The sequence below is a fragment of the Ochrobactrum sp. BTU2 genome, from assembly GCF_024539785.1.
In the GTDB taxonomy this organism is placed as follows: Bacteria; Pseudomonadota; Alphaproteobacteria; order Rhizobiales; family Rhizobiaceae; genus Brucella; species Brucella anthropi.
Genome location: NZ_JAHWRG010000004.1, coordinates 555625 through 582309 on the forward strand (window position 1 = coordinate 555625; position 26685 = coordinate 582309).

Below are 26685 nucleotides of genomic sequence, written 5' to 3' on the forward strand. Positions count from 1 at the left end.
CGACCTACTATCACGGTCGAAGCACGGTATCAGACACGGTACGGACTAAAATCCCCCAGAAACGATACCGTGCCATGATCCGAGGGAGTTATCGGAATGGCACTCACAGAATTGACGATTCGGAACGCCAAGGCGGCAGAAAAGCCCTATAAGCTGGCCGACACCTTCGGGCTTTACCTTTATGTCGCACCGAGCGGCTCCCGGCTCTGGCGGTACGACTACGTGTTCGCTGGCCGTCGCAAGACCATGGCCCTCGGACGCTATCCTGACACCGGCCTCGCAAATGCCCGTTCTGCCCGCGACGAGGCCAAGCGCCTTATCGCCGAGGGTCTGGACCCCCTTGTCAAAAAGAAGCTCGACAAGATCGCGGATGAAATTGGCCGAGCCAATACGTTCGAGAGCATCTGTGATGAACTTCTGGCTCGACTGGAAGAGCGCGAACCGCCCCTCGCGCCAATAACGCTGGCGAAGAAGCGCTGGATATTGAAAGAGATCGTCTGCCCGGAAATAGGCAAGCGACCTATCGCTGACATCAAGGCCGCAGAACTACTCGTGATCCTGCGTCGGCTGGAAAGTGCGGGGAAGCGAGAGACGGCCCGTCGTGCCCGCTCAACGATCAGCGCGGTATTCCGCCACGCCATCACTACCCTTCGAGCCGAGCACGACCCGACCTATGTGCTGCGGGATGCGATCCTGCCGCCAAAGGTGACACATATGGCGGCTATCGTGAACGAGGCTGACTTCGGCAACCTGATATCCTCCATCGAGGAGTACACCGGCTGGCCTGTTCTGCGGGAATGCCTCCGCTTCACAGCGTACACATTCTCCCGGCCCGGAGAGGTCAGGTTGGCGAAGTGGAACGAGTTCGATTTGAAAGAGAAGGTCTGGGAGATACCGGCAGCACGGATGAAGATGCGCCGTGTTCACCACGTTCCTCTGTCGCCACAGGCCATGGGCATTCTCTCTGCCATGAGGGAGACGCATCCGAAAAGCGAATGGGTCTTCCCGTCCCTGCGGACAATCGAGAAGCCGCTGTCGGAAAATGCAATGAACTCTGCCTTGCGTCGGATGGGCTACACAAAGGAGGAGATGACCTCCCACGGATTTCGCTCATCAGCCAGCACGATTCTCAACGGTCGCGGATTCGACCCGGAAGTAATCGAGATGCAGTTGTCGCATGTTGATGCCAATACGATACGACGTGCGTACAATCGAAACACCTTCTGGGATGAGCGTGTGAAGCTCATGCACCGATGGGCTAATATCATCGACTGCCTCGCTCTAGCTTAATCAATCAGGGGAGATTGGCGTCTCCCCGTTCCAAACTGTGTCAATTGGTAACTTCTGGCGTCTTGCAAAATAACTTTTAAAGTGATAATCACTTTTAAAGTTAACGTGCGAGAAGAGTATGAACGTCACCGAACATCCCGACGAAGACCTACGGATGCTCCGCATCGACAAGGTGCTGGACTTGTTTCCGATCTCGAAGGTCTCCCTCTACCGGCTCATCAAAGAGGGCAAGTTCCCCTCCCCTATGAAACTCGGCGCGACCAATGTCTGGTCGAGCGCTGAACTTCGGAAGTGGCTTGATAACAGCCGTTCGAAGTCGGGCGGTCAGCGTCGTTCACGTAGGGAAATCGATGATCTGGCATGAGCAACTGGAAGGAAGAAAGGGCGCGTGACCTCGCCGATCTGGCCGGAGAAGGAGCGCCTTTAAAGCGCGGCCCCGGTCGCCCTCGTAAGGGCGAGGTCGTCATCTCAGCCTCCGAACGAGCGCGTTTGGAACGGAAGGCTTTCAAGGCTGAGAAAGAAAGAGTTATCCGGTCGATAGAAAAGGCCGGTCGCTTGAACGCCCGTGGGGAAGCGCGGCGCGAACAAAAGGAAGAAGAGGAGACGGGCGGTTTCAGCACGTCATCTCGCGATCTCTACAAAGTCATCAACGGCGTCTCCGTGCAATGGCTTGCCAAAGCATTCGGATTGACCCGTCACGTCGTCGAGCAGCGCATTCGCGGCTGCCGTGTCGTCAGCAGCGGTGACTACGGCAATCCACTCTACGACCTACGGGACGCTGCTGCGTATCTCGTCGAGCCGAAAATCGACATCGAGGAGTATCTCTCGAAGGTCAAGCCGGAGAAGTTGCCGGAAAAGCTGCGAGAGAGTTTTTGGAATGCCAAGCTGAAAGAGCAGCGCTGGAAGCGTTCGGCCGGCGAACTTTGGGACACTGAGCGCGTCATGGCGGTTTTTGCCGAAGTGCTCGGCAACATTCGAGACAGACTTCAACTTATCCCCGACACCGTTGAGCGTCTCGGCGGCCTCGATGTGAAGCAATGGCAGATGGTCCGCAATCTCGTGGACCAAGCGCAGGACGAAATTCACAGCGAGATACTGCGCTTTGCTGATGGCGACACGACCCTGAATCAATTGGGGCAGGAAGAGGACGCAGACGACGAGGATTTGGCATGAGTTATCATTTCCGCACGTTCGGCGACATGCTCAAGACGCTCTCGGAGGGCATCAAGCCCCCTGAGCGCAGATCGGTTTCGCAGTCCGCCGAGAAGTTCGTTTATCTGCGCGAAGCTACGCACAACGGTTATTTCGACAACACCATCGCCCCGTACCTCGTCGACATTATGGACGAGATGGAGTCGCCATTTTACAACGGCGTTATCTTCGCTGGCCCGGCCCGCTGCGGTAAATCCTATGCCTTCAATAACTGGCTCGCCCATTCGGTCATGACCGATCCGGGCGACATGATGGTTGTGGACATGACGCAGGCGACTGCTCGCGAATGGTCGCAGGGTGAACTTCGAAAGTTCCTCCGGCACTCGAAGAAGGTGGGTGCGAAGCTCATGCGCGGCAGGCAAAACCTGAACACGCATGACATCAACTTTGTGAATATGCGGCTGCTCGTGAAGTGGCCGACCATTACGGAACTCTCCGGCAAAACCCTCCGTCGCGTCTGGTTCAAAGACTATGACCGCATGGAACAAGATATTGCTGGCGAAGGTCCTCCGTTCGACCTCGGCCAGAAGCGCACCCAGACCTTCATGCGCAAGGCGATGACCGTAGCGGAGTCGTCACCCGGCTACGAGGTCACGAACCATCGATGGATGCCGACAAGCCCCCATGAGGCCCCGCCGACACTCGGTATTCTCAGCCTCTATAACCGTGGCGACCGCCGTCGGTTCTATTGGCGCTGCGCAGACTGCAGGCAACCCTTCGAGGGCGATTTCAAGCATCTGGTCTACCCTGACAGCGAGGACATGGTTGAGGCCGCAGAAATGGCTACGATGCGATGCCCTCATTGCGGCTACGACCACACGCACGATCCCGGCCCCGGCCAGCCCGGAAAGCACGAACTCAACCAGATCAACCTCGGCAACGCTCAGTGGGTGAAAGACGGACAGTTATGGATTCCTCGCCAGAAGAATGAAGCAGAAGTGCGTGGACGCCTTGAAGGTACGGCCCGAAGCGCCAAGATCGCCTCGTTCTGGCTCAAAGGCTCGGCTGCTGCCTTCATGTCGTGGAAGGAGATCGTCTACAACTACCTGAAGGCGTGGGAGGACTATGAGAAGAACCTCGACATGGGGCCTCTCAAGAAGACCGTCAACACTGACCAGGGCAACCCGTTCACGCCGCCAATCCTCGTGGGCGACCGTCTCCCTGAGCACCTGAAAGCTCGCGCCAAAGATATCGGCGAGAAGGTCGTCCCCGACGGCATCCGCTTCCTCACGTCCTCGATCGACGTGCAGAAGAGCATGTTCATCGTTCAGGTGCACGGCCATAGCGCTGACAATTCGATCACGGTCATCGACCGCTTCCGCATCAAAAAGTCGAAGCGCCTCGACGAAGACGGGCACCCTTATCCGCTCGCACCGCATGCCTATGAGGAAGACTGGCATGTCCTCGTCGAACAGGTCATCGAAAAGACCTACCCCCTTGCCGACGGCAGTGATCGTCGCATGCGTATCAAAGCTATCGCCTGTGACTCCGGTGGCCGCGAGGGCGTGACGCCAAGGGCCTATGCGTTCTGGCGCTGGCTGCGTGACGAGCATCCCGCCAATCACCATAGTCGTTTCCAGTTGATCAAGGGCAATCCTCAACGCACCGCACCGCGCACCGCGCTGTCATATCCCGACAGTGACCGCAAAGACCGTCACGCAGGCGCTCGTGGCGAGGTGCCGGTGCTGCTGCTCAACGTGGATATGCTCAAAGATCAACTGGACGGTATGCTGGATCGCATCGACGGGCAGTCCTCGTCGGTGTATTTCCCGAAGTGGCTGCCAGACTGGTTCTTCACCGAACTCACCGTTGAGGTGAAGGTGCCGAACAAGGGATGGGAAAACCCGAAAAAGCTCCGCAACGAAGCCTGGGACTTGCTGGTCTACTGCATCGGCATCTGCCTCACAAATCGTCACATCGGCATCGAGCGGATCGATTGGGAAAACCCGCCATCGTGGGCGGCGCTGTGGGATGACAACGACATGGTGTTCTCCATGAAGGAAGGTTTGCCCTTTGCCACAGAGGGTCAAGATGAGGGTATCGATTTCGCAGCGCTAGCGGCCAAGCTTGGTTGAATAATCACTTTTAAGGTGATGACTAACCTTTAAAGTGATATATGCTTGCCTCAAATTCGGAGGTTAGAATCGGTTTGGCAACGAAGGCGGAACTTGAACAGAGATTGGCGGAAGCAGAGCGCGCTCAGCATCTCTTGCTGACCGGCAAATCTGCGCGCGTTCTCGTGGATCAGAACTCGGAACGTGTCGAATATACGGCGATCAACGCCTATCGCCTCGCCGCGTACATCCAAGACCTGAAGCGCCAACTCGGACTCCTCACCACCGTCGGGCCGATGGGGGTTTGGTTTCCATGAGCTTCCTCGCCGACGATCCTGAAATGATGGAATTGCTTGATCTCGGTCAGGCGACCTCGCCAGCGACGGGGGATGTTCTCCTGCCCGTCGCTGGCGGGGGAAATGAACGCGCCATGGTGGGTGGAGCTTATGACGCCGCCAGCCGCTTCGACAAGGAAGTCGCTCTGTGGTCGCCATCCATCCGTTCAGCCGACTCTGATCTTTTGCATGATAAGCCGATCATTGATGCTCGAGTCCGCGATACGGCGCGAAACGATGCGTATGCCGCTGCCGGTTCGGAAATCCGCAAGGACAACATCGTCGGCTCGATGTTCCTCCTCAACTCAAAGCCGAACACGAAGGTGCTCGGTCTCGATGAGGTCTGGGAGGAAGAGTTTCAGGAAGAGGTCGAAGCGAAATTCACGCTCTGGGCCGAGAGCCAGAACAATTATGTCGATGCTTCCGGCATCAACAATTTCACCGCGTTCGTTCGCCTCGGCGTCGGCCTATCCGGCATCACCGGGGAAATTCTCACGACAGCAGAGTGGATCGAGGACGGTCGACCGTTCAACACCGCAATGCAGATGATCGACACGGATCGTCTTTCGACGCCGCCTCACCTGCGCGGGACAGATCGCGTCCGAGGTGGCGTTGAGCGCAACAGGTATGGTCAGCCGCTCGCTTATCATATCCGCAAGGCTCATCCGACGGATTTCATGAACCCCGACTCCTACCAATGGAAGCGCGTCGCCGCGCGCAAGCCATGGGGTCGTCAGCAGGTCATACACATCTTCGAGCAGTTCCGCCCGGATCAGAGCCGTGGCGTCTCGCGAATGGTATCTGCGTTGAAAGAGACGCGCATCACCAAGCGCTTCCGTGATGTTGTTCTGCAAAACGCGGTCGTCAACGCGACATATGCAGCGTCGATTGAGTCCGACCTGCCGAGCGAAGCCGTCTTCCAGATGCTCGGTGGCGGTCAGTTGGATGCGGGTACGGTAGCAAAGGCTGTGCGCTCGTTCGCTGGCGGCTACATGGACACCATCGCCGAGTACATGTCGAACGCGAAGAACCTGAGCATCGACGGGGTGAAAATCCCGCATCTGATGCCGGGCACGAAATTGCAGCTTCGCCCTGCCGGTCAGGGTGGCCCTCTCGGAACCGAGTTCGAACAGTCGCTCCTCCGCTACATCGCCGCGATGCTCGGTGTGTCCTACGAACAGCTTTCGAAGGACTACAGTCGGACGAACTACTCGTCCGCGCGTGCGGCGATGAACGAGACGCACAAGACAATGCAGGCGAGCAAGCGGATGACCGCCGACCGCCTTGCAACCGCCATCTATTGGCTCTGGCTCGAAGAGGCATTCGCGAAGGGTGAGATCACCTCCATGCCTCGCCGGGCGCCGAGTTTCTGGGAAGGTCTCAATCGCGAAGCTTATGGCGCTTGCGAATGGATCGGCGCATCGCGCGGCCAGATCGACGAATTGAAGGAAACGCAGGCTGCCGTGCTGCGCCTGAAATACGGCCTCTCGACCCGTGAAGACGAACTCGCTCGCCTCGGCAAGGACTGGCGCAAGGTGTTCGCTCAGCTTGAGCGCGAAGAAGCCCTCGCGAAAGAACGCGGCCTCGTTTTCATGGAAGACGATAACACGATGAACGCCACAACCGGCGCCCCTCGTGAGAAAGAGGCCAAAGACGAAAAAGACGACGGCTCGGAGGATAACGCCGATGCTTGAGACACTCCTCGCTCGTTTCAAGGACTCCCCTGCTCTCGTAGCACCTGAAGGTCAGCACACCTTCGAAGGCTGCCTCTCGGCGCTCTCGAAGATGGAAGACTTCTCGAAGCTGATGACGGAACGCTCATCCAACGACAACGACGATAACTTCTGGCCCGCGCCCGACAACTGGCGCGCAGCGTATCGTCCCTACAGCGTTCGCAACGGCATCCTGACCATCCCGGTCAAGGGTGTTCTGCTGCACGACTTCGCATGGCAGATCGGCTCATGGGCCACCGGCTACGATTACATCTGGCGCGCTTTCCAGCGTGGTCAGAACGACCCGGAAGTGCGTGGTATCGCCTTCCTGATCCATTCTCCGGGCGGCGATGTCGCTGGCAACTTTGACATGGTGGACCGGATGTTCGCCATGCGCGGACAGAAGCCAGTCCGAGCCTTCGCGAGTGAGTTCGCCTACTCGGCGGCATATTCCATCGCCTCGGTCGCGGACAAGCTCGTCATGTCTCGCACAGGCGGCGTCGGGTCCATCGGCGTCGTCACCGCGCATTTCGATGTGAGCGAGATGATGAAGGAGAACGGTTACAAGATAACCTTCATCCATTTCGGCAAGCATAAAGTTGATGGGAATCCCTATGAGGCTCTCAAGCCCGAGGTGAAGGCCCGTATTCAAGCTCGCATTGACGAGCTTGGTGGAGTGTTCGTCGCCACAGTGGCGCGAAACCGTGGGCTGGATGAGGACGTGGTTCGGGGGACCGAAGCGCTCACCTATTCAGCCTCCGAGGCAATGTCTATCGGCCTGGCTGATGAAGTTGGTCCGCTTGATGACGCCATGGCCGCATTCGTGGCCGATCTTTCTAACCGTGAAGGAGAAGAGCAGATGGGTGACAAAACCCCTGCGGCGGTCGATCAGGCCGCCATCGAAACCGCTCGCAGCGAAGGCATTGCTCAGGGCAAGAAGGAAGGTGCAATCGAGGAGCGTCAGCGCATCTCGGCCATCCTCGATTCCGAAGCTGGCAAGAAGCGTCCTGCCGCCGCATTTGCGGCTGCCCTCGACACCGACATGAGCGTCGAAGCGGCCACGGCTTTCATCGCCAAGCTGCCGGAAGAAGCCCCACAGGCATCCGCCGAACAGCCGTCCGAACAGGAAGGCAAGAAGACGGCAGCCGAACAGGGTGCTGATTTCAGCAAGGCCATGAAGGAATCCGGCAATCCCGAAGTCGGCGCCGATGGCAGCAAAGGTGGCTCCGAAGAAACCCGTGCGCAGCGTACCGCTCGCATGATGGGCTGGATGGGAAAGGCGGCTTAACCGCCGCCCTCCATCCTCCCTCAACTCTTGAAAAGGGTAGTTCAATGGCTATCGAAATTCCAAATCAGGAGCACACTGTCGGCATTCCTTCTCAGTGGAAGGACACCATCGCTGCTCCTCTCGGCGCGCTCTTTCTGAGCATGCATCCCGCTGCTTTGACGTTCGAATACGTCATCGCCGCCAACCAGACGCTCAAGGCGAACACCGTCGTCGGCTTCAACGCCAACATGGAAATCGTTCCTGCTGTCAAGGGCACTGTTGAGGCCATCGGCGTGCTGCCGATTGCGGTGACGACCGGCGCAGCACCTCTCGTCGGCACTGGCATCTATCGCGCAGGCCACTTCAATCACAAGCGCCTCGTCTGGGATGCCTCCTATGCCACCGACGGCGACAAGCTGATGGCATTCGAGGGAGCGCCGTCTCCCACGCAGATCCGTATCGGTACGCCGAAGAGCTACACCCCATAAGGGGCGTAGCATTCCGGTTCTGACGCAACACTGAATCGACAAGGAAGACTCTAATGAGTTTGGAACTCTGGACGCAGCGCGACCTGATCGGTATCCGCAAGGATATGAAGCTGGAAGGCGCTACCAGCTACTGGCGGAATACTTACTACAAGGGCCGTCACTTCTCCCGTAACAAGGAGATTCACTTCGGCGAGATCGGTGGCCATCGCATCATGGCACCGTTCGCTCTGCCGAGCAGCCTGGGCAAGCCGATCATGACGGAACGCGGCGCAAGTCTCGAATCCTTCACGCCTGGTTACATCAAACTCCTCGATGCTGTTCGCCCGGAAGAAGCGACGACCGTCACTCCGATGGAAATCCTGACCGGCGAAATGCTCAGCATGGACGCTCGCTTCGACGCTCGTACCGCCGAAGTCAGCAAGGAGCACCTCACTGCTGTTGAGCGCACCTGGGATTGGCTCTGCGCTCGCTCGACCATCGACGGTCGCGTCGAGATCAAATACCACGCCGATCAGGGTATGCCTTATCCGTCGGTGATCATCGACTTCGGTCGTAACCCCGCCCACACCGTCGCTTATGGCGCAGGTGCTGACTGGTCCGACCCGTCGCTCGATATCTTTGCCGAAGTGCAGGGTTATATCGACACGGCGCGCAAGTCGAAGTTCGGCGGCAATCTCACGCAGATGATCGTCGGCGCTAACGTCGCCCCGTACTTCGCCAACAACGCCTCGATCGTCGATAAACTCGACACGCAGATCCGTGGCGGTGAAGGTACGCAGTTCACCCGTGGTCTTCAGTTCTACAATGAAGATCAGAACGTGCCGACCTATCTCGGTCGTCTCGGCGGCAACGGCGGCTCCATCGACGTGTTCGCTTATTCGGATCAGCAGTATGACGCGGACGGCAACGTCCACGAAATGCTTGATCCGAACGACGTGTTCCTGTCGGCCCCCGGTGTTGATGGCGTGATGGCGTTCGGCGCTATCTACGACCTGAAGGCTATCGGGAACGGATCGGGCGCCCCGACCGACATCTTCCAGAAGCAGTACGAGCAGGATAATCCTTCTCAGCTTAACCTGCTCACACAGTCGGCTCCGCTCCCGATCCCTCGCTTCCCGAACCGCACCTTCAAGGCGACCGTTCTGGATCAGTAATCGGTTCAATTTCATCGTCCCTGCAGAATCACTTTTTGCAGGGACCAATCACCTTTAACGGGAGAACGACAATGAACGCTTATGCGCTCGTGACACTGAAATACCTCACCTCCGCTGGCGTAAAGGCCACGGCAACAGCAGGGACCGTCTTGGCGGACTTCGATCCCGACGAGTTCCCGAAGTGGGAAAAGAAAGGTTACGCCCGTAAGGCCACCATCGGCGAAGTCGCCGAAGCCAAGGCCAACGACACCTATCGACCGTCCATCGAGGAAACGACCGCGCCGAAGAAGACTCCGGCGCCGAAGAAGACTCCGGCGCCGAAGAAGGCAGCAGCGTCCTCTGAGAAGAAAGCTGCCGCTCCGGTCAAGACGCCCGCTAAGGACGACGGTAGTTCCAATGGTGGCGACAAGACGCCCGCCAAGGACGACGACCTCGCCTGATCCGTAAGGAGACACACATGACGGATAGCAAACTCGTAGCGATCCACGAGATCGAGCTTGGACCACAGGACGACCGCAGACTCGTTAAGTCGGGGAAAGACATCCCTGCTGATATCCACATCGGCGTCGATCTGGAAGCGGAACTCATCCGAGCAGGTGCCGTCAAGCGTGTCTCTATCGCTTCTCCGGTATCGAGCGAAATCTCGGAACCGGAGATCGTCGGCGATCAGCCTGAGCGAACTTCCCGCCGCACGCCCCGTTATAAGAAGCAGTTCTGATGGGAGTGTTTCGCGAGCAGATGCGCGACGCCCGGCGCACCCTCCACGAGGACATGAGTAGTCCTGCTATGTATTTCATGGAGGATGAGCCGGATGCCGCTATCCAGATCACGGTTCGTCCGCATGAGAAGTGGATGGCTCTTGGCGACCTAAAGGGCACGAACTTCAACTATGCGGAGATGGAGTCCATCACCCCGCGCGTCATTTTCCTATTGTCGGAAGTCAACCCCGCTCGGAACGCCGTCATCTCCCTCGAACCGGGAGTTGCCTACAGGGTCGACACTCCGCTTGAACCCGACGACATCACCGTTACCGCCACCGTTTCGCGGCTCCGTCCAGAAGAAACCGCTGGCTTTCCGCTACCCGAAGGTGCCTGATGCTTGAATATGCGCTGTTCGTAGAGGGTCTCAGCGATCTGGTCGATCTCGACAAACAGCTTGATCCTCGTATCACGCAAGCGGCGTATCGCGCCATCAACGGTACGGCTGACAGAGCGCGTACAGACTCGGCAGAAGAAATCCGCCGCCAGCTTAACTTCCCCGCGTCCTACCTGAAGCCGTCCAGCGGCAGGCTCACCGTAACGCAGCGCGCAAATAGCAACTCCCTCGAAGCGATCATCACCGGCCGGCGAAGGGCAACCTCGCTCGCCCGGTTCGTGACAAACGGGGCGGCTGGCAAGACAGGTGTCACCGTTTCCGTGAAGAAGGGCCGCAGCATTGAGTTGCCCAAAGCATTCCTAATGGCGCTTCGCTCCGGCTCAGATATCGATACGAAGAACAATCTCGGTCTCGCTATCCGCACGAAGAAGGGCACACGACCGGACGCAGCATACAAGCCAGTCCGTGTCGCAGATGGCCTTTGGTTGCTCTACGGGCCTTCGGTCGACCAGGCGTTCAAGAGCGTCCGCAAAGATGTGACGCCTGATGCAGAGCGATTCCTCGAATCTGAGTTCTCTCGACTTTTGGATTTACGGCTATGAGCACCGAACCATTCCGCCTTCGCGTCCTCAAGGCGCTATGCGACACCCTCGAAACTATCACGCTCGACAATGGCTTCCAGCACAATATGGCAAATAGCGTCTTCCGTGGTCGGATGCGTTATGGGCCGCGAGACCCTCTCCCGATGATCTCCATCCTCGAAGCCCCGATCCCCCTTGATGTTATCCTGAGCCGAGGCGCTAACCCCAATTCGAGTGGTAATTGGGAGCTTCTTATTCAGGGCTTCGTGAAAGACGACTTCAAAAACCCGAGTGATCCCGCTCACCATCTCATGGCCGAAGTGAAGGCCGTGCTGGCGACAGAGAAGCTCCGCAGAAACGACCGGCAGCCCGACATGTTCGGTATGGGTGGGCGGGTATTAGAGATGCAGATCGGTCAGGGATCAGTGCGTCCGCCTGACGAGGTGTCCGACAAGGCGTTTTTCTGGCTCACGCTCACGCTCAGACTCGCGGAAAAGCTGGACAAACCTTACGAGTGATCGTCCGCTTTCGTGTATTATCACCTTTAAAGTGATTCTATTACTTTTAAGGAGATTATCGAAATGGCGAATAACCTTACTCTTGGCCGTGGTGAGCTTTGGTTCTCCCGTTTCAAGCCCGGAACCCGCATCCCAGAAGGTGAGCGTTACATCGGCAACTCGCCTGAGTTCAACGCCACTATCGAGTCCGAAACGCTCGACCACTTCGACTCTGACCACGGCGTCAACGAAAAGGATGAGTCGATCACCACTCAGACGAACCGCTCCGGTTCTCTGGTCACGGACAACGTGTCGGCTGAAAACATCGCCCTCTTCTTCCTCGGCAGTACGTCTGCTCTGACAATTGCTGGTGGCGCGGTCACTGATGAAGCCCATAACGGCGTTATCCCCGGCCTCACCTACCAGCTTGGCATGACCGCGAGCAATCCGGCAGGCGCTCGTCTCATTGACGCCGATCAGGACTTTACCGTCACTGACGATGCTGGCACCCCTGCCACCTACGTCAAGGGCACCGACTACGTGATCAACTACGATCTCGCTCGCCTCGAAATCGTCAAGGGCGGCGGTATCGCTGCGGGCACCAACATCCGTGTCAGTTACACCACGAAGACCGGCACCCGTGAGCGCATTATCTCCGGTGCGGAAGCCGTCTCCGGTGCTCTGCGCTACATCGCGTACAACCCTGTCGGTACGAACTTCGACTGGTACATGCCGTATGTGAAGCTCTCCCCGAACGGCGACTACAATCTCAAGGGCGACGAGTGGCAGCAGATTCCGTTCAGCATCGAGATCCTCAAGAACTCACCGCAGGAAGCCATCTACATCGACGGTCGTCCTTACACGGCCTAACCGTCGGGCTTGCTCCGACACCATCGCCATAACAGGAGAACACTATGGCACTCGCTGATTTTGATACCGCGACCGAAGAGGTTGCTCTTCCGAAAGGAAAGTCCTTCTCGGTTCGCGGTATCTGCCTGGACGACTTGACCCTGCTGCTCCGACATCGTGGTCCTGAAATCCGGGCCTTCTTCGCCAAGTACAACGCCGATCCAGCTAAAGGGGGTCTCCCTGCGGCATTCAGCGCTGACGTTGGCATGACGCTCCTCGAAGCTGCTCCGATGCTGGTCGCCGAGATCATTGCATGCGCAGCCGATGAGCCAGCGATGATTGCGAAAGCTGCGAAGCTCCCGCTCAACGCTCAGCTTGATGCCCTTGAGAAGATCGCAACCTTGACCTTCGACGCAGAGGGCGGCCCAAAAAAATTCATCGAGGCCGTCATCCGCGTCATGAGCGGAACCACCGATCTGATGATCGACCTGAATCAATCGAAGATTGGCTCATTGGGGTCCGCAGGCAAGTAAGCCTTTTGATTGCGCACGGACACCTTCGCGCATCTCGCTATCCATTCGGGAAGGTGTTCGTGGAATCAGAGTTTGTCGTTGAGCGCGTAAACCGCGAGGAAGCGACAAGGGCAATTCTGGTTCAGTTGGCGGCCTCGTCACTCTTCTCGAAAAAGGGCGGCAAGGCATTCGACAAGAAGATCAAGGAACTGACGGGAAGCGACTGAGTGGGTCATCACTTTTAAAGTTAATGCATCACTCTATAAGTGAGATTCGGGTATGGCAGATCGCGACGTAAAACTCATTATTCGGGCGAAGAACGAAGCGACCCGCACCATTGAATCCGTCAGTAGCGCCCTCAACGATCTCGAAAAGTCGCAGAAGAAAGTCGGGTCGTCCGCGTCGAAAACGGACGACCTGATTGGCCGTCTGGGACAGGAGTTCCAGAAGCTCAATTCGCAGGTGACGGCCCTTAGCGCCCTCGACAAAGTTGCGGGCTACCTCGACCGCGCGGGCACTGCTGTCAATAATCTCAAGCAAGGTGTGAGCGGCGCAGAAGCCAAGTTCAACGAACTTTCGAAGGCCGCGAGTGACGCCGCCGAATCCACCAAAGCCCTTGAACAGCAAGCTAACGCTCTCAATGAGAAGCAGAAGCAGCAGCGGACCGAAATGGAAGCTGCGCGCAAGGCTACGCTGAAAAATGCAGAGGCACAGAAAGAACTCACACAGGCCCGCAAGGCGTACAACGACGCGCTCAAGGTCAAAGCTGGTACGGCTGGCCGTGACGCTGGAGTCGCGTCTGCCAAGGCAACCCTCGATGCGGCGCAGGCCGCAGTCAACAGCAATGTTGAAGCCTACAACAAACTGAACGGAGCGTATAAGCAGACGAAGGCGGAAGCATCCGCTCTCGACAAGCAGATTCGCGAGTCCACGAAGAATCAGAACCAGCTTGCCAACGCAGCCTCGGACTCGAAGGTTGCTCTTGATAGGCAGATCACCAACCTCGCAAAGGGCGAGCAGGAGTTCGCGCAGCTTCGCACCACCGTCAATGGTGCCGCCGCCGCCCTCGGCAACGTCTCCACGAAACAGAACGATCTCGCCGCATCCCTTGCTTCCCTCGTCCCGCAGGCCGAACGCCTCGGCAAGACGATGGCTGCCATGCAGCGCTATTCGACTGGCGGCGGTTCCTTTGTCGATCCGAAGATGGCGAGCGCTTTCCGTGATCAGCGCGCTGAGATGGACAAGACAGAGCAGACGTGGCGGACGTTGCAAGACGAAGCTAAACGTCTTGCTACCGAAATGCGCGGCGTCGCTCAGCCTACGCAAGCACAGGTTGCGGCCTTTAAACAGGTGGCTGCCGCCGCTGCGGCGGCGAAGGCCGAATATAAGTCAAACCAGAGCGCGCTCCACGCATTGCAGGGCACCGCCAAATCGACATTTGCCGAGTTTGCCGCCAGCACCGCACCGCTGAAACAGATCGGTCAGGATCTGGAAGCTGCTCGTCAGCGCACCGAAGCCCTCGATGCTGCCGTCAAGCGCTACTCCACTGGATCGGGTACGTTCGCGAACGCCGAGCAGGCGGCGTCTATGCGCAAGCAGGCTGATGCCGTCGAAGCAGCCCGTAAGCGCTATGAGCTTCTTCGCGCAGAAGTGCAGCGGTTCCAGTCTCAGGTCTCAGCGTCAGGCTCGTCCACCGCCGCCGAGGCGCAGCAATTGCGCAACCTTGCGAGTGCGGCGAACCTTGCGGAAAAGGAGTTCCACGAAGCGGCTGCTGCTATGAAAAGCATGCAGCAGAGCAGCCGTTCTGGCGGTCTCTTCGGTGGTGCTGCCCGTGAGTCGCGACAGGCGATGTCGGTATTCCAGCGTCTCCGGGGCGAAATCCTGTCACTGGCGACCGCGTATGCCGGTCTCTACGGGACCATTGGGAACATCGGTAGCGTCATCACGGCCTACCAGAAGATGGAAGCCGCGCAGAACCGACTTGGTGCAGTCTTCAATCAGGATGCCGGAGCCATCCGAAACGAACTCGGCTGGCTCGAACGGCAGGCCGGTCGCCTCGGTATCGGCTTCGACGTTCTGTCGAGTGAATATTCCAAGTTCGCTGTCGCGGCTAAGGCTGCCAATTTTGAATCGGAAGCCACACGCAAAATCTTCCTGAAGGTCGCAGAAGCGGGTCGCGTCAACAAGCTCTCCATGGAGCAAATGTCGCTGATCTTCCTCGCCCTGCAGCAGATGATCTCGAAGGGCAAAATCCAGTCGGAAGAATTGCGCCGCCAGCTTGGCGACCAGCTTCCGGGCGCCTTCAACATCATGGCCGACGCCATCGGGGTTACGACCGCCGAACTCGACGACATGATGAAAAAGGGCGAGGTCATCGCCAATCAGGACACCTTCCTCAAGTTTGCGGATGAACTCGACAAGCGGTTCGGCCCTCAGTTGGCGGAAGCCCTGCGCTCCACGACGACGCAGATCGGCCTTTTCAGCAATAATCTGTTCAAAGCGCAGATGGCGTTCGCCAACGGTGGTTTCATCAAAAGCTTCACCGACCTGCTCATCGATATGAACAAGTGGTTCCAGAGCGAAGAAGGTGTCCAGTTCTTCCTGTCGCTTGGTGCCGCCGCAGGCAGACTCGTCGATGTTCTGCACGTTCTGTTTGACAACATGGACCTCGTGCTTGGCGTCGTTCGTATCCTCGTGACGATGAAGGCTGCCTCGTGGCTCGCAGGTATCGCGAATAGCGCAGTGGCGGCTTCTCGCAATATGGCTACACTGAGCACCGAGACAAAGGGATTGGCGACCGCACAGAATGTCGCGCTCGGTAGTTCCAGCCGGTTCTTCGCACTCCTCGGAAGCGGTACGGGTCTCGTCTCATACATAAAGAACCTCGATCTCGCGACAGCCAAGACCAAACTCGCCGAGGCTGCGACGAAAATTTACGCGACGACGACCAGTCTGTCCGAAGCTCGTATGGCGGCTGCATCTGCTATGTCGACCGCGTGGAGCGCCGGACTCGCCGTATTGCGCGGCGGGCTGACCGCTGCTGCGGTTGCTGCACGCGGTCTGCTTGCCGCTCTGGGTGGCCCTGCCGGTATCGCCATTGCCGTCGGCACATACTTCGCCACGGACTACATCTCAAAATGGGCCGGTGAAGTTAACACTGCGACGAGCGCGCTTGAAGAACACAAGCGGCTGATGAACGAGATCGTCGGCAAGTACGAGGAAGTGAAGGGTGGCGCCGGAGCCTGGGCGAAGGCCCTCGCCGACATGCCGCTCGACAAGCTCGACGCGAACGTCAGCCGACTGCAGGAAGTCGTCAACAAAACGAAATCCGAACTCGTTGGCACCATTGCGCCTAGTATCAAGTCTTGGTTTGGTGGGTGGAGCAGTGTCACCAGCGAACTCGAAGAGCTTCGTGTCAAATTGGCTGACGGCAAGATCGACGCGAAGAAATATCGCGAAGAACTTGAGCGCATCTATAAGGGTCTCGACGACACCGGAGCCAGAACGTTCGTTCAGGGCCTTATCGATATCGCGAGGAAACTCGAAGAAGAAACGACTGCTCTTGGTCAGGCTCAGGACGCCGCCGACAAGAAGCGCCAGACGCTAGACGGCCTCGCGGGCACAATCTCCGATATACCTGGGCCGCTCGACGCAATGACGGAGGCTGCGAAGGACAACGCCAAGGCCCTCGAAGCAGGATCGGAAGCCGCTGATAAGTACAAGGAGTCCCTTGACGGCATCAAGGGTCTAATCCCCGAACTCGCGGATGAGATGAAGCGTCTCAAGGATCAAGCGAAACTCGACGACTTTGTGAAGGGCCTCGGCTTCGGCCCGTACACGCAGGATCAGCAGCGTCTTATCGATCAAGCTCAGATCAACATCGACATGACAGGTGTTGAGAAGAAGCTCGAAGAAGCTGTCAAGTTGATCGTCGAAAAGGAAGGATATACCCCGACGGCCAAATGGGACGTCAACCATTATCGGATCGGCTACGGCTCGGACACGGTGACGCTGGACGACGGCTCCATCCAGAAGGTTGTTAAGGGTAACACCACCTCTCGCGTCAATGCGATGAAAGACCTCGTGACCCGGATCAAGGCTTTTCAGGAAGGCATTAAGCGGTCCATCGGCGTCGACAAGTTCAACGAACTCTCGGAGAAGCAGCAGGCCGTTTTGACCTCGCTGGCGTACAACTACGGTTCTCTCCCAGAGCGAGTTGCTAAGGTTATCCGCGCTGGCGGCTCCACCAAGGAAATCGCCGCAGCAATCGACAGGCTCAAAGACGATAACCCCGAACAGGGAAAGCCGAACTTTAAGCGTCGTCAGGCCGAGGCCGCGATGTTCGCTTCGGGCGAGGACACCGACAAGGCCCTCCGCAACGCCGAGAAACGGGCCGAAGCCGAGAAGAAAGCGGCGGAAGGCACGAAGCAGCGTATCGAAGACTTGAAATTCGAGATCACTCAGCAGGATCTAAAGAACGTCGGCAAGGAGCGCGAAGCGGCCATAGAGAAGGCCATCCACGACGAAAAGGCAAAGAACCCCAAGGTCTCTGAGGAAGAACTCAAGATTATCCGCGAACAGACGGGCGCACTTTGGGACAAACAGCAACTCAAAAAAGCTGAGAAGGAAGAAAACAAACAGATTAAAGAGGCGATGAAGGAAGTTAACCTGCTGGAACAGCAGCGAAACGCACTCCTCGCCACGCGCAAGTCCTACCAGGATCAAGGTAATACTGAGAAAGTCAAAGAGGTCAACGCTGAGCTTGCTGGCGTAAACACTAAGCTGCAGGAAGCCATCGACAAAGCCATCGCCATGCATCAGGCGCTCGGTGGCGCTACTGCTGACGCGACCATCGGCAAGCTTGAAGCGATGAAGGGGAAAATTACCGCAGCCGGTGACGGCATGCGGAAGATGGCGATGACAGCCGGCGAAATGCAGTCGGCCATCTTCTCCAACCTCGAAAGCGGCATCATCAGTGCGTTCGACTCCTTCGCACAGGCTGTCGCCAATGGCGAGGATGCTCTCAAGGCCCTCGGTACTGCATTTCGTCAGTTCGCGGCGAACTTCTTGATGGAAATCGCGAAGATGATCCTCAAGCAGATCATGTTCAACGCCTTGCAGTCAATCAGTCGCGCTCTGACAGGTGGCATCATGTCCATCGTTGCCCATACGGGCGGCATCGTCGGTCAATCTGTCAGCGGCTCTCGAACCGTCGCTCCCGGCTGGTTTGCTGGCGCTACCCGTTATCACACTGGCGGTATTGCCGGTCTCAAGCCGAATGAAGTTCCGGCGATCCTCGAAGTGGGCGAGGAAGTGCTCACTGAACAGGATGCTCGCCATTCTAAGAACCTTGGCAAGGGAGGCTCCGACGGGGCGTCTGGTCGCACCAAAATCGTCAATATGTTCGATGCCGCCAGCTTCCTATCGGAAGCGATGCATAGCGCCATCGGCGAAGAAACCATCCTGAATTTCGTGCGGGCAAACCCCGCCGCGTTCAAGGCTGCAATGGGATAAGGATATGGCTTTTCAATCGGGCACAGCTTCAAACAGTATCGATCTATGGGACAAGCTCATCGCCTTCCTGACGACGAACCCCCAACTCGTCGCCGATCAGGAAGCATGGCAGGTCGTCAAGACCTACACGGAAAGCGGCCAACCCCGCGTCGTTCTGAAAGGACCGGGTGCGTCCGCGACGGACAGCATCTACGTCGGTCTGGCTCGCACTGACACCGCAGACACCGACACAAAGAATATCCGCATCAGAGGCATGACGGGCTACCTGCCCGACTCCACGTCCTGGAACACCCATATTAACATGTCGCCGGAAGTGCGCATCTGGCTCGATGGATCGCCGATGAAATACTGGTTCGTCGCCAGCGGTCGTCGCTTCATCGTCGTAGTGAACATGAGCACGGTCTATCAGATGGCCTATGCCGGGTTTTTCCTGCCCTACGCGAACCCGCTCGCATATCCGTATCCGATGTTCATCGGCGGCTCATCGAACAATTATTCAGGTAGCAGCGCAACACCTGTTACGAGTTGGCGCACACAGTCGAACCTCCACGCCATTTTCCCTTACGGCCCTTACAACACGTACGGGGACGCCAACACCTATACTAACGCATGGATGCTGTCGCCAACCGGAGAGTGGCTGAATGTAGCCGGTGTTGATACGACCGCTCGAATCAACATTGCTCCTCGAATGGTCAATCAGGGCGACGCGGACGGAACCAATCGATGGAAACTTTACAACAACTACGCCTATAGCGGCGACCGCTACGGTTGGGATGACATCCGCTCCCGCATCACACAGAATTACGGTGGCGGTTTTGCGCTGTTGCCTTTCACGCTCATTCAGAGCGCCCCCAGCATTCAGAACTTCGGCGTTCTCGACGGTCTTTATGCGGTCCCCGGCGTCGGCAATGCCTCCGAAAATATCATTGAAATTGACTCGATAGACCATCTCGTCGTGCAAAATGTCTACCGCACCACGACGAAGGACTATTGCGCCCTGCGTTTGGAGTGAACGATGGCTTATCAGGAATATTCAATCAACGCGATCACGGACATCCCGGCTATCGTCTCCGCATTTGCCTCAAGCCTCGGATGGAACGTAACTGACACGAACACGCTTCGCCATCCGAACTACGAGGGTGCCGGGCCGGGCGGCCTTGCGTTCACACTGACTGCGGACATCGACGGTCTCAACCATAGTCTGCGCTGGACGTGCGTGACCCCTCCCTACAATACCAAGTCGGCTGTTCTGCGTTCGCCAATCTTTTCGACAGCCGCCGCCCCGAACGTAGGTGTGACGCAGACGCCTACGAAATTGTTCCTGATCAGCCGCCTCGATCCTGAGCCATACATCGCCATCGTCGTTGAATATGGCTACAATCTCTATCGCCATCTCTATTTCGGCTTCATGGAGAAGATCGGGAATTACACTGGCGGGGAGGTAATTGCCTCCTCGAACGGCAATGTTGGTCAAACCGTCTACGACACTCGTTTATGGTACGATGACGGCGGTGCCTCCTATTCCGGCTGCCATTATCTATTCAGGCGATACAACAATGTTTGGACTCAGGACGCTTCGGGTGGGGTCCATGTGGAACATGCTGACAACGCTAATAAATGGCGGCACTTCCGTCGCTCTGCGACAATCACTGGATCTGAGAATTGGGGGGTAGCCTTCGACGGCACTGACGCTCTCGGCGGCTTCGGAGACTCGTTCAACGACCTCTACGTCGCGAAGGGGAAGAACGCGCTCGCTGGCGCGAGTGTTCTGACCCCAATCAACCTTCTCGTTTCTCAGCCGGTGACGGGTGACGCTCGTTTCATCCCCATCGGATGCCCGACCGGCGTCCGTATGATCAACATCGAGGAGTTGGAAGCCCAGAGTGTGGCGGAAGTCGGTGGTGAGACGTGGTATGTTTTCGCAGCCCATCGCAAGACTAACGACCTATACACGCGCGGGCCTACGAACACTTACCGTTATCCGGTCAGCGAAAGCAGCTACTATCTCGGCTACGCATATAGGGGGGATTAATGGTCACTGTTCCCGGTGCGCTCCCCTTCCCGGCAAATCTGTTCCCTGTCGCACAGAACACCATCAAGCCGACACTCGGCCTCGTCGTCGGCGAGCATGGTGTTCTGCATGCACAAGTTGCGGACTATGGCGCGTTCTACGTCGAACAGCCGGTAAACTTTCTGCCGCGCAATTATATTGGCGCACGGATGCGGTCGTACTTCGAGGACTATTATGAGCGCGTCTGGTTCGTGCCTACGTCATTGGACTTCGGACCTATAACGGCCACGACCTCTAAACAGGTGTATGTCTGGAACGCGCATCTTCGTCCCACGACGCTTAACCAGATCACGATGCCAGATGATACGACTATCTCTCTGTCGGGCCTCAAGACCCCGACGACATTCCATGCGCTCGGGGGTGCATTTTTCGACGTTTGGGTGGACGCAAATGGGCAGCCATCCATCGATGATGAGTTCACATTTCAGTTCCTTCCTGTCGAAACTGTCAAGCTCCGTACCGTCGGCATCCGCTCGCGCCTCTGGGAGTTCCCGCCAAATTGGGACAACGGCTTCGAGGTCACACTCGAATACCGCAGCGAGATCATCACCTCGGACTCCGGCAAGGAACAGCGCCGAGCTTTGCGTCAGACGCCACGCAAGTCGTTCTCGTTCAACTCTCTCGTCCACGAAGATCGCTTCCGCCGCTTCATCCGACACATGTCTGTCTGGCAGCAGCGCAGCACCATCGTCCCTGAGTTCAGCCGCACCGCTCGCCTCGCCGATCCGGCATACAATGGTTTCAGCAGTGTCTCGGTCGAGACTGTTCCAGATTGGCTGAAACAGGGTAGCCTGATCTGCCTGATGGACCGCCAGCGAGCACTTCTGCGTACAGTCGAAGGCGTCAGCGGTAACGTGGTGTCATTCTCGTCCTCGATCGAGGGCGACTGGATCGCGGGATCGCGTCTGTTCTCGGCGTCGTCCGGTCGTCTCGCCACGAGTATTCAGGCTACGCAGCACACGAACCGTACCGCGACCGTCGCGCTCACCTTCAATGCCGATCCCGGCGTCGAAGATTGGACCGATCCGGCTGAGCCTGCCGTGATGCATCTGGGTCGGGAAGTATTCCTGAAGCGACCGAATTGGGGTTCGTCCGTCTCGCCTGAGTTCGCCGCCGCCATCGAGCAGGTGGATTATGGCATCGGTCGCATCGACAACTTCCTGCCGATCCTCTTCAACGACCGGCTCCACAAGGCCGAGTATCTCGGTGTCGATGTCGGGGATGTGAAGGAATACTCGGATTTCTTCCGTCGCCAGAACGGTCAGGTGGGCGAGTTCTTTATGCCGACCTTCACGGAAGACCTTGTGATCAAGGTGCCCTCGCCCGCCAGCACGGCAAACCTGCGCATCGAGGGGTCTGGCACCTCCGACGACTACGTGAACGGCACCGTCTATCGCGATCTCATCGTTTTTCTCGATGACGGTTCGTACCTGCTGCGCCATGTGCAGAGTATCTATCAGGTCGACGATGCCGATGGGAATGACAGCATCATTCAGGTCACGGAGCCGTGGCCCATCGAACTCAGCCAATACAACATTCGTCAGATTTGCTGGATGCCGCTGTGGCGTCTCGCGTCGGACAGCATGACGATCCAGTACGTCACCGACGAGGCGGCGCAGTTCGCGCTTAATATGAAGACGCTCGAATATAACGATGCGGAAGGATAGACCATGAGCTTTGGTGGAATCGAGAAGACCCGTTACAAGGGCCGTCCAACGAACCTTTTCCTCGTGCGCTATGGATCGGCGCCGAACTCCTTCTATGCCTACACTGATGCTGAGAAAAAGATCATCAACGGCGGGATCGAATACACGCCGATTGCGATCACTCGCGGCAAAATCACAGCCAGCGGCACACTCGACAAGTCTCAACTTGAAGTGCGAGCTACGCTGAACATCCCGCTCGCGGAACACTTCCGCGTCTATCCGCCCTCGCAGGTCGTCAATATCACGATCTATCAGGGGCACCTGAGCGATCCCGATGCTCAGTTTCTCGTCGCGTTCGCCGGCCGAGTGGTCAGTGCGAAGCGTGACACGCACGAACTTGTGCTGTCGTGCGAGCCGGTGTCGACATCGCTCAAGCGCATTGGGCTGCGACGCCATTATCAATACTCTTGCCCACATGCTCTCTATGGCGAGCGATGTCAGGCGTCGAAGGCCGCAGCAACAATGAGTGCGACCGTGGAGTCTGTCAGCGGCACAACCATCGTTCTACCAGACGGATGGGTTACGCCTGAGCGAGCCACAAAGTACGTCAATGGCATGGTGGAATGGGAGAACAATGGCGGAGACACCGAAATCCGCACGATCCTGCAGGTAGGCGATGGTCGGCATCTTATTGTTTCCGGCACTACTCGCGATCTGAAAGCTGGTTCCCCGATCCGCGTCATTCTTGGTTGCAATCATGGCCTGTGGAAGAACTCGAACGGCATCGGCCTTGACGAGAAGACGGACTGCCACTTCCTGCATAACAACATCAAGAACTTCGGCGGCTGCTTCGCGATCCCCACCAAGAACCCTATCGGTCTCAGCAATCAGTTCTATTGATTGCGTGTATAATAACTTTCAAAGTGATTCTAAGGTGATTGATGGGATTCTTTCTCGGCCTGATCATCGCATTGGCATTGATGGTGGTTTCGTACCTCATCATGCCGAAGCCGAAGCAGGCATCCCCTGAAATTCAGGACATGGACGACCCGACTGCGGAAGCCGGGAAGCCCATGCCTGTACCGTTCGGGAAGATGACCATCAAAGGCCTGAACGTCCTGTGGTTCGGTGAGAAACGTTACGCGAAGAAGAAGATCAAAGCATGAGCGACGACTTCATCATCAGCATGGAGGACTTGCGGAAGTGCGGCATGTGCGCTTCTGGTGTCCGACGTTGGTTCCTCGATCACGACCTCGATTTCAAACATTTCCTGAAGAACGGCATCGCAGCCTCGACGCTGATCGAGATGGGCGACGCCCTCGGCTTGCGCGCCGTCGAACTGACGAGGAAACGCCGTGGGTTCTAAATCGCCCAAAATGGAGGTCACTCAATACTATATGTCGATTCACTACGGCTTATGTATTGGCCCCGTCGATGAGATCAGCCGTATCCAGATCGACAAAAAAGATGCGTGGACGGGTAGCGTTACGAACTCGGTCGATATCGCGATCAACAAGAGTGAGCTTTTCGGCGGACTGAAAAAGGAAGGTGGCGCTCAGGGTACAGCGACCTATCTTTCCGGCGACTCCTTGCAGTCCTTCCCCGAGATACTGGCAGCGAAACTTGGTCTCACGAGTGACACATGCCCCGCATATCGCGGTCTCTCGTCTATCTTCTTCCACAACGGACAAGCCCTCGGTTATGACAACGGCGAGTTGCCGCAGACGCCATTGGGTGAGGTCATCCGTATGTTCGGCGGCGGGGGCGCGGGCAACGGCGGCTTCTATTGGCGAGCGAACACCCCTTATCTTCCAGGGACGTGGGTGACAGTAAAACGTCGTCCGCGCGGCCTCGACACTGCGACGGCGATGATCGGAGACGACGCCAACGGCGCGCACATCATCTACGAATGCCTGACGAACACCGATTGGGGGATGGGCGGCTCACCGCAGGCCATCAACATCCAGTCGTTCCTCGACTCCGCGCAGACCTTGTTCAACGAGGGCCTCGGAATGTCGTTGCTTTGGACGCAGCAAGAGACCATCGAGAACTTCATCACGAATGTCATCAACCACATCGAAGGTGTGCTTTTCGTCAACCCGCGTGACGGACTGATTACTTTAAAATTGATCCGGGCAGATTACAACGAAGCAGACCTTTTCGTCATCAACCCTGACAACGCCAAGCTTTCGAACTTCGCCCGCAAACTATGGGGTGAGACGACCAACGAAATCGTCGTCTCATGGACTAACCCTGAGAGCGAGGAGACCGAAACCGTCACCATTCAGGATCTCGGCAACATTGCGATGCAGGGTGGCGTTGTCAGCAGCCCGAAAGACTACAAGGGCATCCGCAACGCCGATACAGCAATGATGGTTGCTGCGCGTGATCTGCGTGTAGCCTCGTCCCCTCTCGCCAGTTGCGAAGCCATCGTCAATCGCGATGCGTGGGAGACCGTTCCCGGCAGCGTCGTGAAGGTCACATGGCCTGAGCATGGCATGGAAGAAGTCGTCATGCGCGTCGGCAATGTCGACTACGGCAAAACGAGCGACTCTGCGATCCGGGTTCAACTCGTCGAAGACGTGTTCTCTCTGCCGCAGGCGCATTACGTGACGCCGCCATCTTCTGAATGGATTGACCCATCAGAAACGCCTACCCCTATGGTTTGGTCGCTGGCGATGACGATGCCGTATTTCTGGGTCCGCAACCTCGCCGATGACACCACGACCGGCAGTTACCCGCAGGTCGTCTCGGCTGTTCTCGGTGCGCAGCCTGGTAGCGACACGAAGGAGTTCCTCCTCGCATATGAAGCTGCCAATCCGGCCGGGGAAATTGAATGGCAGGCTGGCGCGCAACTCGCGATCACGTCTCGGGGACATATCGACAACGCTCTGCCGTTCGCATCGACCAGCACCGTCGCGATCAACGATCTCTCTCAGGGATTGGGCGTCACCGTCGGCTCGTTCGGAGTCCTCGGTACAACCGACGAAGACATGGAACTTGTCGTCGTCACGAACATCAGCGGCAACGTCCTGACAATCAATCGCGGTGTCCTCGATACCACGCCGAAGGAATGGGCTGCGGGCACCCCGATCTGGTTCGTCGACGGCGAGAGCATTATCGCCGATGCCGAAATCCGCGTCGGAGGGCAGGCAGTTGAGTACCGTCTTCTGACCATCACGTCGAAGGGCATGTTGTCTGTCGAGGACGCACCGACGCTCGAAGCGACACTGACAGAGCGCCCTTGGCTGCCGAGCCGTCCCGCGAATGTTAAAATCAACGGGATTGCCAATGGCCTCGTCGATGCAGTCGAAGCTACCGCCATCACCGTCACCTGGTCGAACCGCAATCGCGAGATGGAAGATGCCGTCGTGCTGCGGTGGGACGAAGCGACGGTCAACCCGGAGAGCGGACAGACGACGACTGTATCCGTCCTCGATGTCGTAGGTAACGTCATCACCACGCATGACGGAATCGCGGGCACCAACTTCGATCTGCCAAAGGGGTCGTTCGGGGGCAAGTCTGTCGGCATCGTCCGCGTCACGTCGAAGCGCGAGGGACTCGAATCCCTGCAAGGTCACGAAATCAAGGTTCAGGTCGCCGAAGGTGGTTACGGCCTCGCCTATGGCATGAATTATGGAGGCTGAAATGGCTGAACGGCAACTTCCAGGACTCGGTTTGACCGGCTTCTGGCTCCCCGGTTCTGACGGATGGGACACGGGGATGGACGGTAATCTGCGCATGCTCTCAGCCGTCACACAGATGGGTGTGCTCTCAAAGGTTACAGCCCTCCCTGCGTCGCCGGCCGACGGGCAGATTTATATTGTGCCGAGCGGCGCCGATGCGAACAAGATTGCGATCCGCGACAACGGTGCGTGGGTGTACCTGATACCGAAGGCTGGCTGGCGCGCGTGGCTGGCTGACACTTCGTCATTCGCACACTTCGACGGATCGGCGTGGGTGGATGATACCGATAACGAGGGTATTCCTGACGCCCCATCGGACGGCAAAACCTATGGTCGGAAGGACGGCGATTGGTCCGAAGTGACGAGTGGTGGTGGGGCGACCTCTGCCGCTGTCAGTGTGTACGTGCCCGGCACCTTCGGCGTCAGTCAGAAGCTCTTGGACTACCCTATGCTGTTTGACGCATCGCTCTCGGTCGGAGCAGCGGGTAGCGTGGCAAAGGCCGGGACAGCGCCATCTGCCGCCAAGTCCTTCGCGCTTCTGAAAAATGGCACGTCCGTCGGAACGGTCGACTTTGCTGCGAACGCCACTGACGGCACTTTCACCGTAGCATCGGGTGTCGCCTTCATCGCGGGCGACCTGCTTAGCATTTCAGCACCAGCGACAGCCGATGCGGCTCTTGCTGATGTTGCTATCTCTCTGAAACTGTCTTTGTGAGGTGACG

Annotated in this window: 26 protein-coding genes; all 26 read left to right on the forward strand. The window is 57.6% G+C overall.

The annotated features are described in order from the left end of the window. Positions 1–96: 96 nt before the first annotated feature. A complete protein-coding gene (locus tag KWJ32_RS15130; protein ID WP_256886031.1) occupies positions 97–1290 on the forward strand; it encodes an integrase arm-type DNA-binding domain-containing protein in 1194 nt (397 codons plus the stop codon). A gap of 118 nt (positions 1291–1408) precedes the next feature. Further along, positions 1409–1654: an AlpA family phage regulatory protein gene (locus KWJ32_RS15135; protein ID WP_256886032.1), complete on the forward strand. Its 246-nt coding sequence runs from the start codon at positions 1409–1411 to the stop codon at positions 1652–1654. After that, positions 1651–2463 carry a DUF1441 family protein gene (locus KWJ32_RS15140; protein WP_256886033.1) on the forward strand — a complete coding sequence of 271 codons (813 nt, stop codon included), beginning with the start codon at positions 1651–1653 and terminating at the stop codon, positions 2461–2463. The genes KWJ32_RS15135 and KWJ32_RS15140 overlap by 4 nt, the downstream gene beginning before the upstream one ends. After that, positions 2460–4577, forward strand: a complete 2118-nt coding sequence (locus KWJ32_RS15145; protein WP_256886034.1) for a terminase gpA endonuclease subunit — start codon at positions 2460–2462, stop codon at positions 4575–4577. The genes KWJ32_RS15140 and KWJ32_RS15145 overlap by 4 nt, the downstream gene beginning before the upstream one ends. Positions 4578–4651: 74 nt before the next feature. Next, complete coding sequence (locus KWJ32_RS15150; protein ID WP_256886035.1) at positions 4652–4873, forward strand: gpW family protein; 222 nt, start codon at positions 4652–4654, stop codon at positions 4871–4873. Then, entirely contained in the window at positions 4870–6585 is a 1716-nt protein-coding gene (locus KWJ32_RS15155; protein ID WP_256886036.1) for a phage portal protein, read from the forward strand. Before KWJ32_RS15150 ends, KWJ32_RS15155 begins: the two co-directional genes overlap by 4 nt. Then, positions 6578–7891 carry a S49 family peptidase gene (locus tag KWJ32_RS15160; protein ID WP_256886037.1) on the forward strand — a complete coding sequence of 438 codons (1314 nt, stop codon included), beginning with the start codon at positions 6578–6580 and terminating at the stop codon, positions 7889–7891. The genes KWJ32_RS15155 and KWJ32_RS15160 overlap by 8 nt, the downstream gene beginning before the upstream one ends. 44 nt (positions 7892–7935) lie before the next feature. After that, positions 7936–8358, forward strand: a complete 423-nt coding sequence (locus tag KWJ32_RS15165) for a head decoration protein (RefSeq protein WP_256886038.1) — start codon at positions 7936–7938, stop codon at positions 8356–8358. A gap of 53 nt (positions 8359–8411) precedes the next feature. Beyond that, positions 8412–9512 carry a major capsid protein gene (locus KWJ32_RS15170; protein ID WP_256886039.1) on the forward strand — a complete coding sequence of 367 codons (1101 nt, stop codon included), beginning with the start codon at positions 8412–8414 and terminating at the stop codon, positions 9510–9512. 71 nt (positions 9513–9583) lie between these two features. Next, entirely contained in the window at positions 9584–9952 is a 369-nt protein-coding gene (locus KWJ32_RS15175) for a hypothetical protein (RefSeq protein WP_256886040.1), read from the forward strand. A gap of 17 nt (positions 9953–9969) precedes the next feature. Then, positions 9970–10230: a hypothetical protein gene (locus KWJ32_RS15180; RefSeq protein ID WP_256886041.1), complete on the forward strand. Its 261-nt coding sequence runs from the start codon at positions 9970–9972 to the stop codon at positions 10228–10230. After that, positions 10230–10607 carry a hypothetical protein gene (locus KWJ32_RS15185; protein WP_256886042.1) on the forward strand — a complete coding sequence of 126 codons (378 nt, stop codon included), beginning with the start codon at positions 10230–10232 and terminating at the stop codon, positions 10605–10607. Before KWJ32_RS15180 ends, KWJ32_RS15185 begins: the two co-directional genes overlap by 1 nt. Beyond that, the gene (locus KWJ32_RS15190) at positions 10607–11209 is read left to right on the forward strand and encodes a phage tail protein (RefSeq protein ID WP_256886043.1); all 603 of its coding nucleotides are present in this window, start codon (positions 10607–10609) and stop codon (positions 11207–11209) included. Before KWJ32_RS15185 ends, KWJ32_RS15190 begins: the two co-directional genes overlap by 1 nt. After that, positions 11206–11706, forward strand: a complete 501-nt coding sequence (locus KWJ32_RS15195; protein ID WP_256886044.1) for a hypothetical protein — start codon at positions 11206–11208, stop codon at positions 11704–11706. The genes KWJ32_RS15190 and KWJ32_RS15195 overlap by 4 nt, the downstream gene beginning before the upstream one ends. 63 nt (positions 11707–11769) lie before the next feature. Continuing rightward, positions 11770–12555, forward strand: a complete 786-nt coding sequence (locus tag KWJ32_RS15200) for a hypothetical protein (RefSeq protein WP_256886045.1) — start codon at positions 11770–11772, stop codon at positions 12553–12555. Positions 12556–12599: 44 nt separating this feature from the next. Further along, entirely contained in the window at positions 12600–13067 is a 468-nt protein-coding gene (locus KWJ32_RS15205) for a hypothetical protein (protein WP_256886046.1), read from the forward strand. Positions 13068–13126: 59 nt separating this feature from the next. Next, positions 13127–13273, forward strand: a complete 147-nt coding sequence (locus KWJ32_RS15210) for a hypothetical protein (RefSeq protein WP_256886047.1) — start codon at positions 13127–13129, stop codon at positions 13271–13273. Between the two features lie 52 nt (positions 13274–13325). Further along, positions 13326–18560, forward strand: a complete 5235-nt coding sequence (locus KWJ32_RS15215; protein WP_256886048.1) for a tape measure protein — start codon at positions 13326–13328, stop codon at positions 18558–18560. Positions 18561–18564: 4 nt separating this feature from the next. Continuing rightward, complete coding sequence (locus KWJ32_RS15220) at positions 18565–19572, forward strand: hypothetical protein (protein ID WP_256886049.1); 1008 nt, start codon at positions 18565–18567, stop codon at positions 19570–19572. A gap of 3 nt (positions 19573–19575) precedes the next feature. Then, positions 19576–20592, forward strand: a complete 1017-nt coding sequence (locus KWJ32_RS15225) for a hypothetical protein (RefSeq protein WP_256886050.1) — start codon at positions 19576–19578, stop codon at positions 20590–20592. Beyond that, positions 20592–22298: a hypothetical protein gene (locus tag KWJ32_RS15230; RefSeq protein WP_256886051.1), complete on the forward strand. Its 1707-nt coding sequence runs from the start codon at positions 20592–20594 to the stop codon at positions 22296–22298. The genes KWJ32_RS15225 and KWJ32_RS15230 overlap by 1 nt, the downstream gene beginning before the upstream one ends. A 3-nt stretch (positions 22299–22301) precedes the next feature. Next, positions 22302–23177 (forward strand): DUF2163 domain-containing protein, encoded by an 876-nt coding sequence (locus tag KWJ32_RS15235; protein WP_256886052.1) that lies wholly within the window; start codon positions 22302–22304, stop codon positions 23175–23177. Positions 23178–23218: 41 nt separating this feature from the next. Beyond that, positions 23219–23443 (forward strand): hypothetical protein, encoded by a 225-nt coding sequence (locus KWJ32_RS15240; protein WP_256886053.1) that lies wholly within the window; start codon positions 23219–23221, stop codon positions 23441–23443. Further along, positions 23440–23643 (forward strand): hypothetical protein, encoded by a 204-nt coding sequence (locus KWJ32_RS15245; RefSeq protein ID WP_256886054.1) that lies wholly within the window; start codon positions 23440–23442, stop codon positions 23641–23643. Before KWJ32_RS15240 ends, KWJ32_RS15245 begins: the two co-directional genes overlap by 4 nt. 31 nt (positions 23644–23674) lie before the next feature. After that, positions 23675–25924, forward strand: a complete 2250-nt coding sequence (locus KWJ32_RS15250; protein ID WP_256886055.1) for a phage tail protein — start codon at positions 23675–23677, stop codon at positions 25922–25924. Between the two features lies 1 nt (position 25925). Beyond that, on the forward strand, positions 25926–26678 hold the full coding sequence (locus tag KWJ32_RS15255; RefSeq protein WP_256886056.1) for a DUF2793 domain-containing protein: 753 nt from the start codon (positions 25926–25928) through the stop codon (positions 26676–26678). The last annotated feature ends 7 nt before the right edge of the window (positions 26679–26685 follow it).

Excerpts from the sequence above, each read along its gene's own strand:
- KWJ32_RS15130 (WP_256886031.1), top strand. The coding sequence starts at position 97 with ATGGCACTCACAGAATTGACGATTCGGAACGCCAAGGCGGCAGAAAAG.
- KWJ32_RS15135 (WP_256886032.1), top strand. The coding sequence starts at position 1,409 with ATGAACGTCACCGAACATCCCGACGAAGACCTACGGATGCTCCGCATC.
- KWJ32_RS15140 (WP_256886033.1), top strand. The coding sequence starts at position 1,651 with ATGAGCAACTGGAAGGAAGAAAGGGCGCGTGACCTCGCCGATCTGGCC.
- KWJ32_RS15145 (WP_256886034.1), top strand. The coding sequence starts at position 2,460 with ATGAGTTATCATTTCCGCACGTTCGGCGACATGCTCAAGACGCTCTCG.
- KWJ32_RS15155 (WP_256886036.1), top strand. The coding sequence starts at position 4,870 with ATGAGCTTCCTCGCCGACGATCCTGAAATGATGGAATTGCTTGATCTC.
- KWJ32_RS15160 (WP_256886037.1), top strand. The coding sequence starts at position 6,578 with ATGCTTGAGACACTCCTCGCTCGTTTCAAGGACTCCCCTGCTCTCGTA.
- KWJ32_RS15165 (WP_256886038.1), top strand. The coding sequence starts at position 7,936 with ATGGCTATCGAAATTCCAAATCAGGAGCACACTGTCGGCATTCCTTCT.
- KWJ32_RS15170 (WP_256886039.1), top strand. The coding sequence starts at position 8,412 with ATGAGTTTGGAACTCTGGACGCAGCGCGACCTGATCGGTATCCGCAAG.
- KWJ32_RS15175 (WP_256886040.1), top strand. The coding sequence starts at position 9,584 with ATGAACGCTTATGCGCTCGTGACACTGAAATACCTCACCTCCGCTGGC.
- KWJ32_RS15180 (WP_256886041.1), top strand. The coding sequence starts at position 9,970 with ATGACGGATAGCAAACTCGTAGCGATCCACGAGATCGAGCTTGGACCA.
- KWJ32_RS15185 (WP_256886042.1), top strand. The coding sequence starts at position 10,230 with ATGGGAGTGTTTCGCGAGCAGATGCGCGACGCCCGGCGCACCCTCCAC.
- KWJ32_RS15190 (WP_256886043.1), top strand. The coding sequence starts at position 10,607 with ATGCTTGAATATGCGCTGTTCGTAGAGGGTCTCAGCGATCTGGTCGAT.
- KWJ32_RS15195 (WP_256886044.1), top strand. The coding sequence starts at position 11,206 with ATGAGCACCGAACCATTCCGCCTTCGCGTCCTCAAGGCGCTATGCGAC.
- KWJ32_RS15200 (WP_256886045.1), top strand. The coding sequence starts at position 11,770 with ATGGCGAATAACCTTACTCTTGGCCGTGGTGAGCTTTGGTTCTCCCGT.
- KWJ32_RS15205 (WP_256886046.1), top strand. The coding sequence starts at position 12,600 with ATGGCACTCGCTGATTTTGATACCGCGACCGAAGAGGTTGCTCTTCCG.
- KWJ32_RS15215 (WP_256886048.1), top strand. The coding sequence starts at position 13,326 with ATGGCAGATCGCGACGTAAAACTCATTATTCGGGCGAAGAACGAAGCG.
- KWJ32_RS15220 (WP_256886049.1), top strand. The coding sequence starts at position 18,565 with ATGGCTTTTCAATCGGGCACAGCTTCAAACAGTATCGATCTATGGGAC.
- KWJ32_RS15225 (WP_256886050.1), top strand. The coding sequence starts at position 19,576 with ATGGCTTATCAGGAATATTCAATCAACGCGATCACGGACATCCCGGCT.
- KWJ32_RS15230 (WP_256886051.1), top strand. The coding sequence starts at position 20,592 with ATGGTCACTGTTCCCGGTGCGCTCCCCTTCCCGGCAAATCTGTTCCCT.
- KWJ32_RS15235 (WP_256886052.1), top strand. The coding sequence starts at position 22,302 with ATGAGCTTTGGTGGAATCGAGAAGACCCGTTACAAGGGCCGTCCAACG.
- KWJ32_RS15240 (WP_256886053.1), top strand. The coding sequence starts at position 23,219 with ATGGGATTCTTTCTCGGCCTGATCATCGCATTGGCATTGATGGTGGTT.
- KWJ32_RS15245 (WP_256886054.1), top strand. The coding sequence starts at position 23,440 with ATGAGCGACGACTTCATCATCAGCATGGAGGACTTGCGGAAGTGCGGC.
- KWJ32_RS15250 (WP_256886055.1), top strand. The coding sequence starts at position 23,675 with ATGTCGATTCACTACGGCTTATGTATTGGCCCCGTCGATGAGATCAGC.
- KWJ32_RS15255 (WP_256886056.1), top strand. The coding sequence starts at position 25,926 with ATGGCTGAACGGCAACTTCCAGGACTCGGTTTGACCGGCTTCTGGCTC.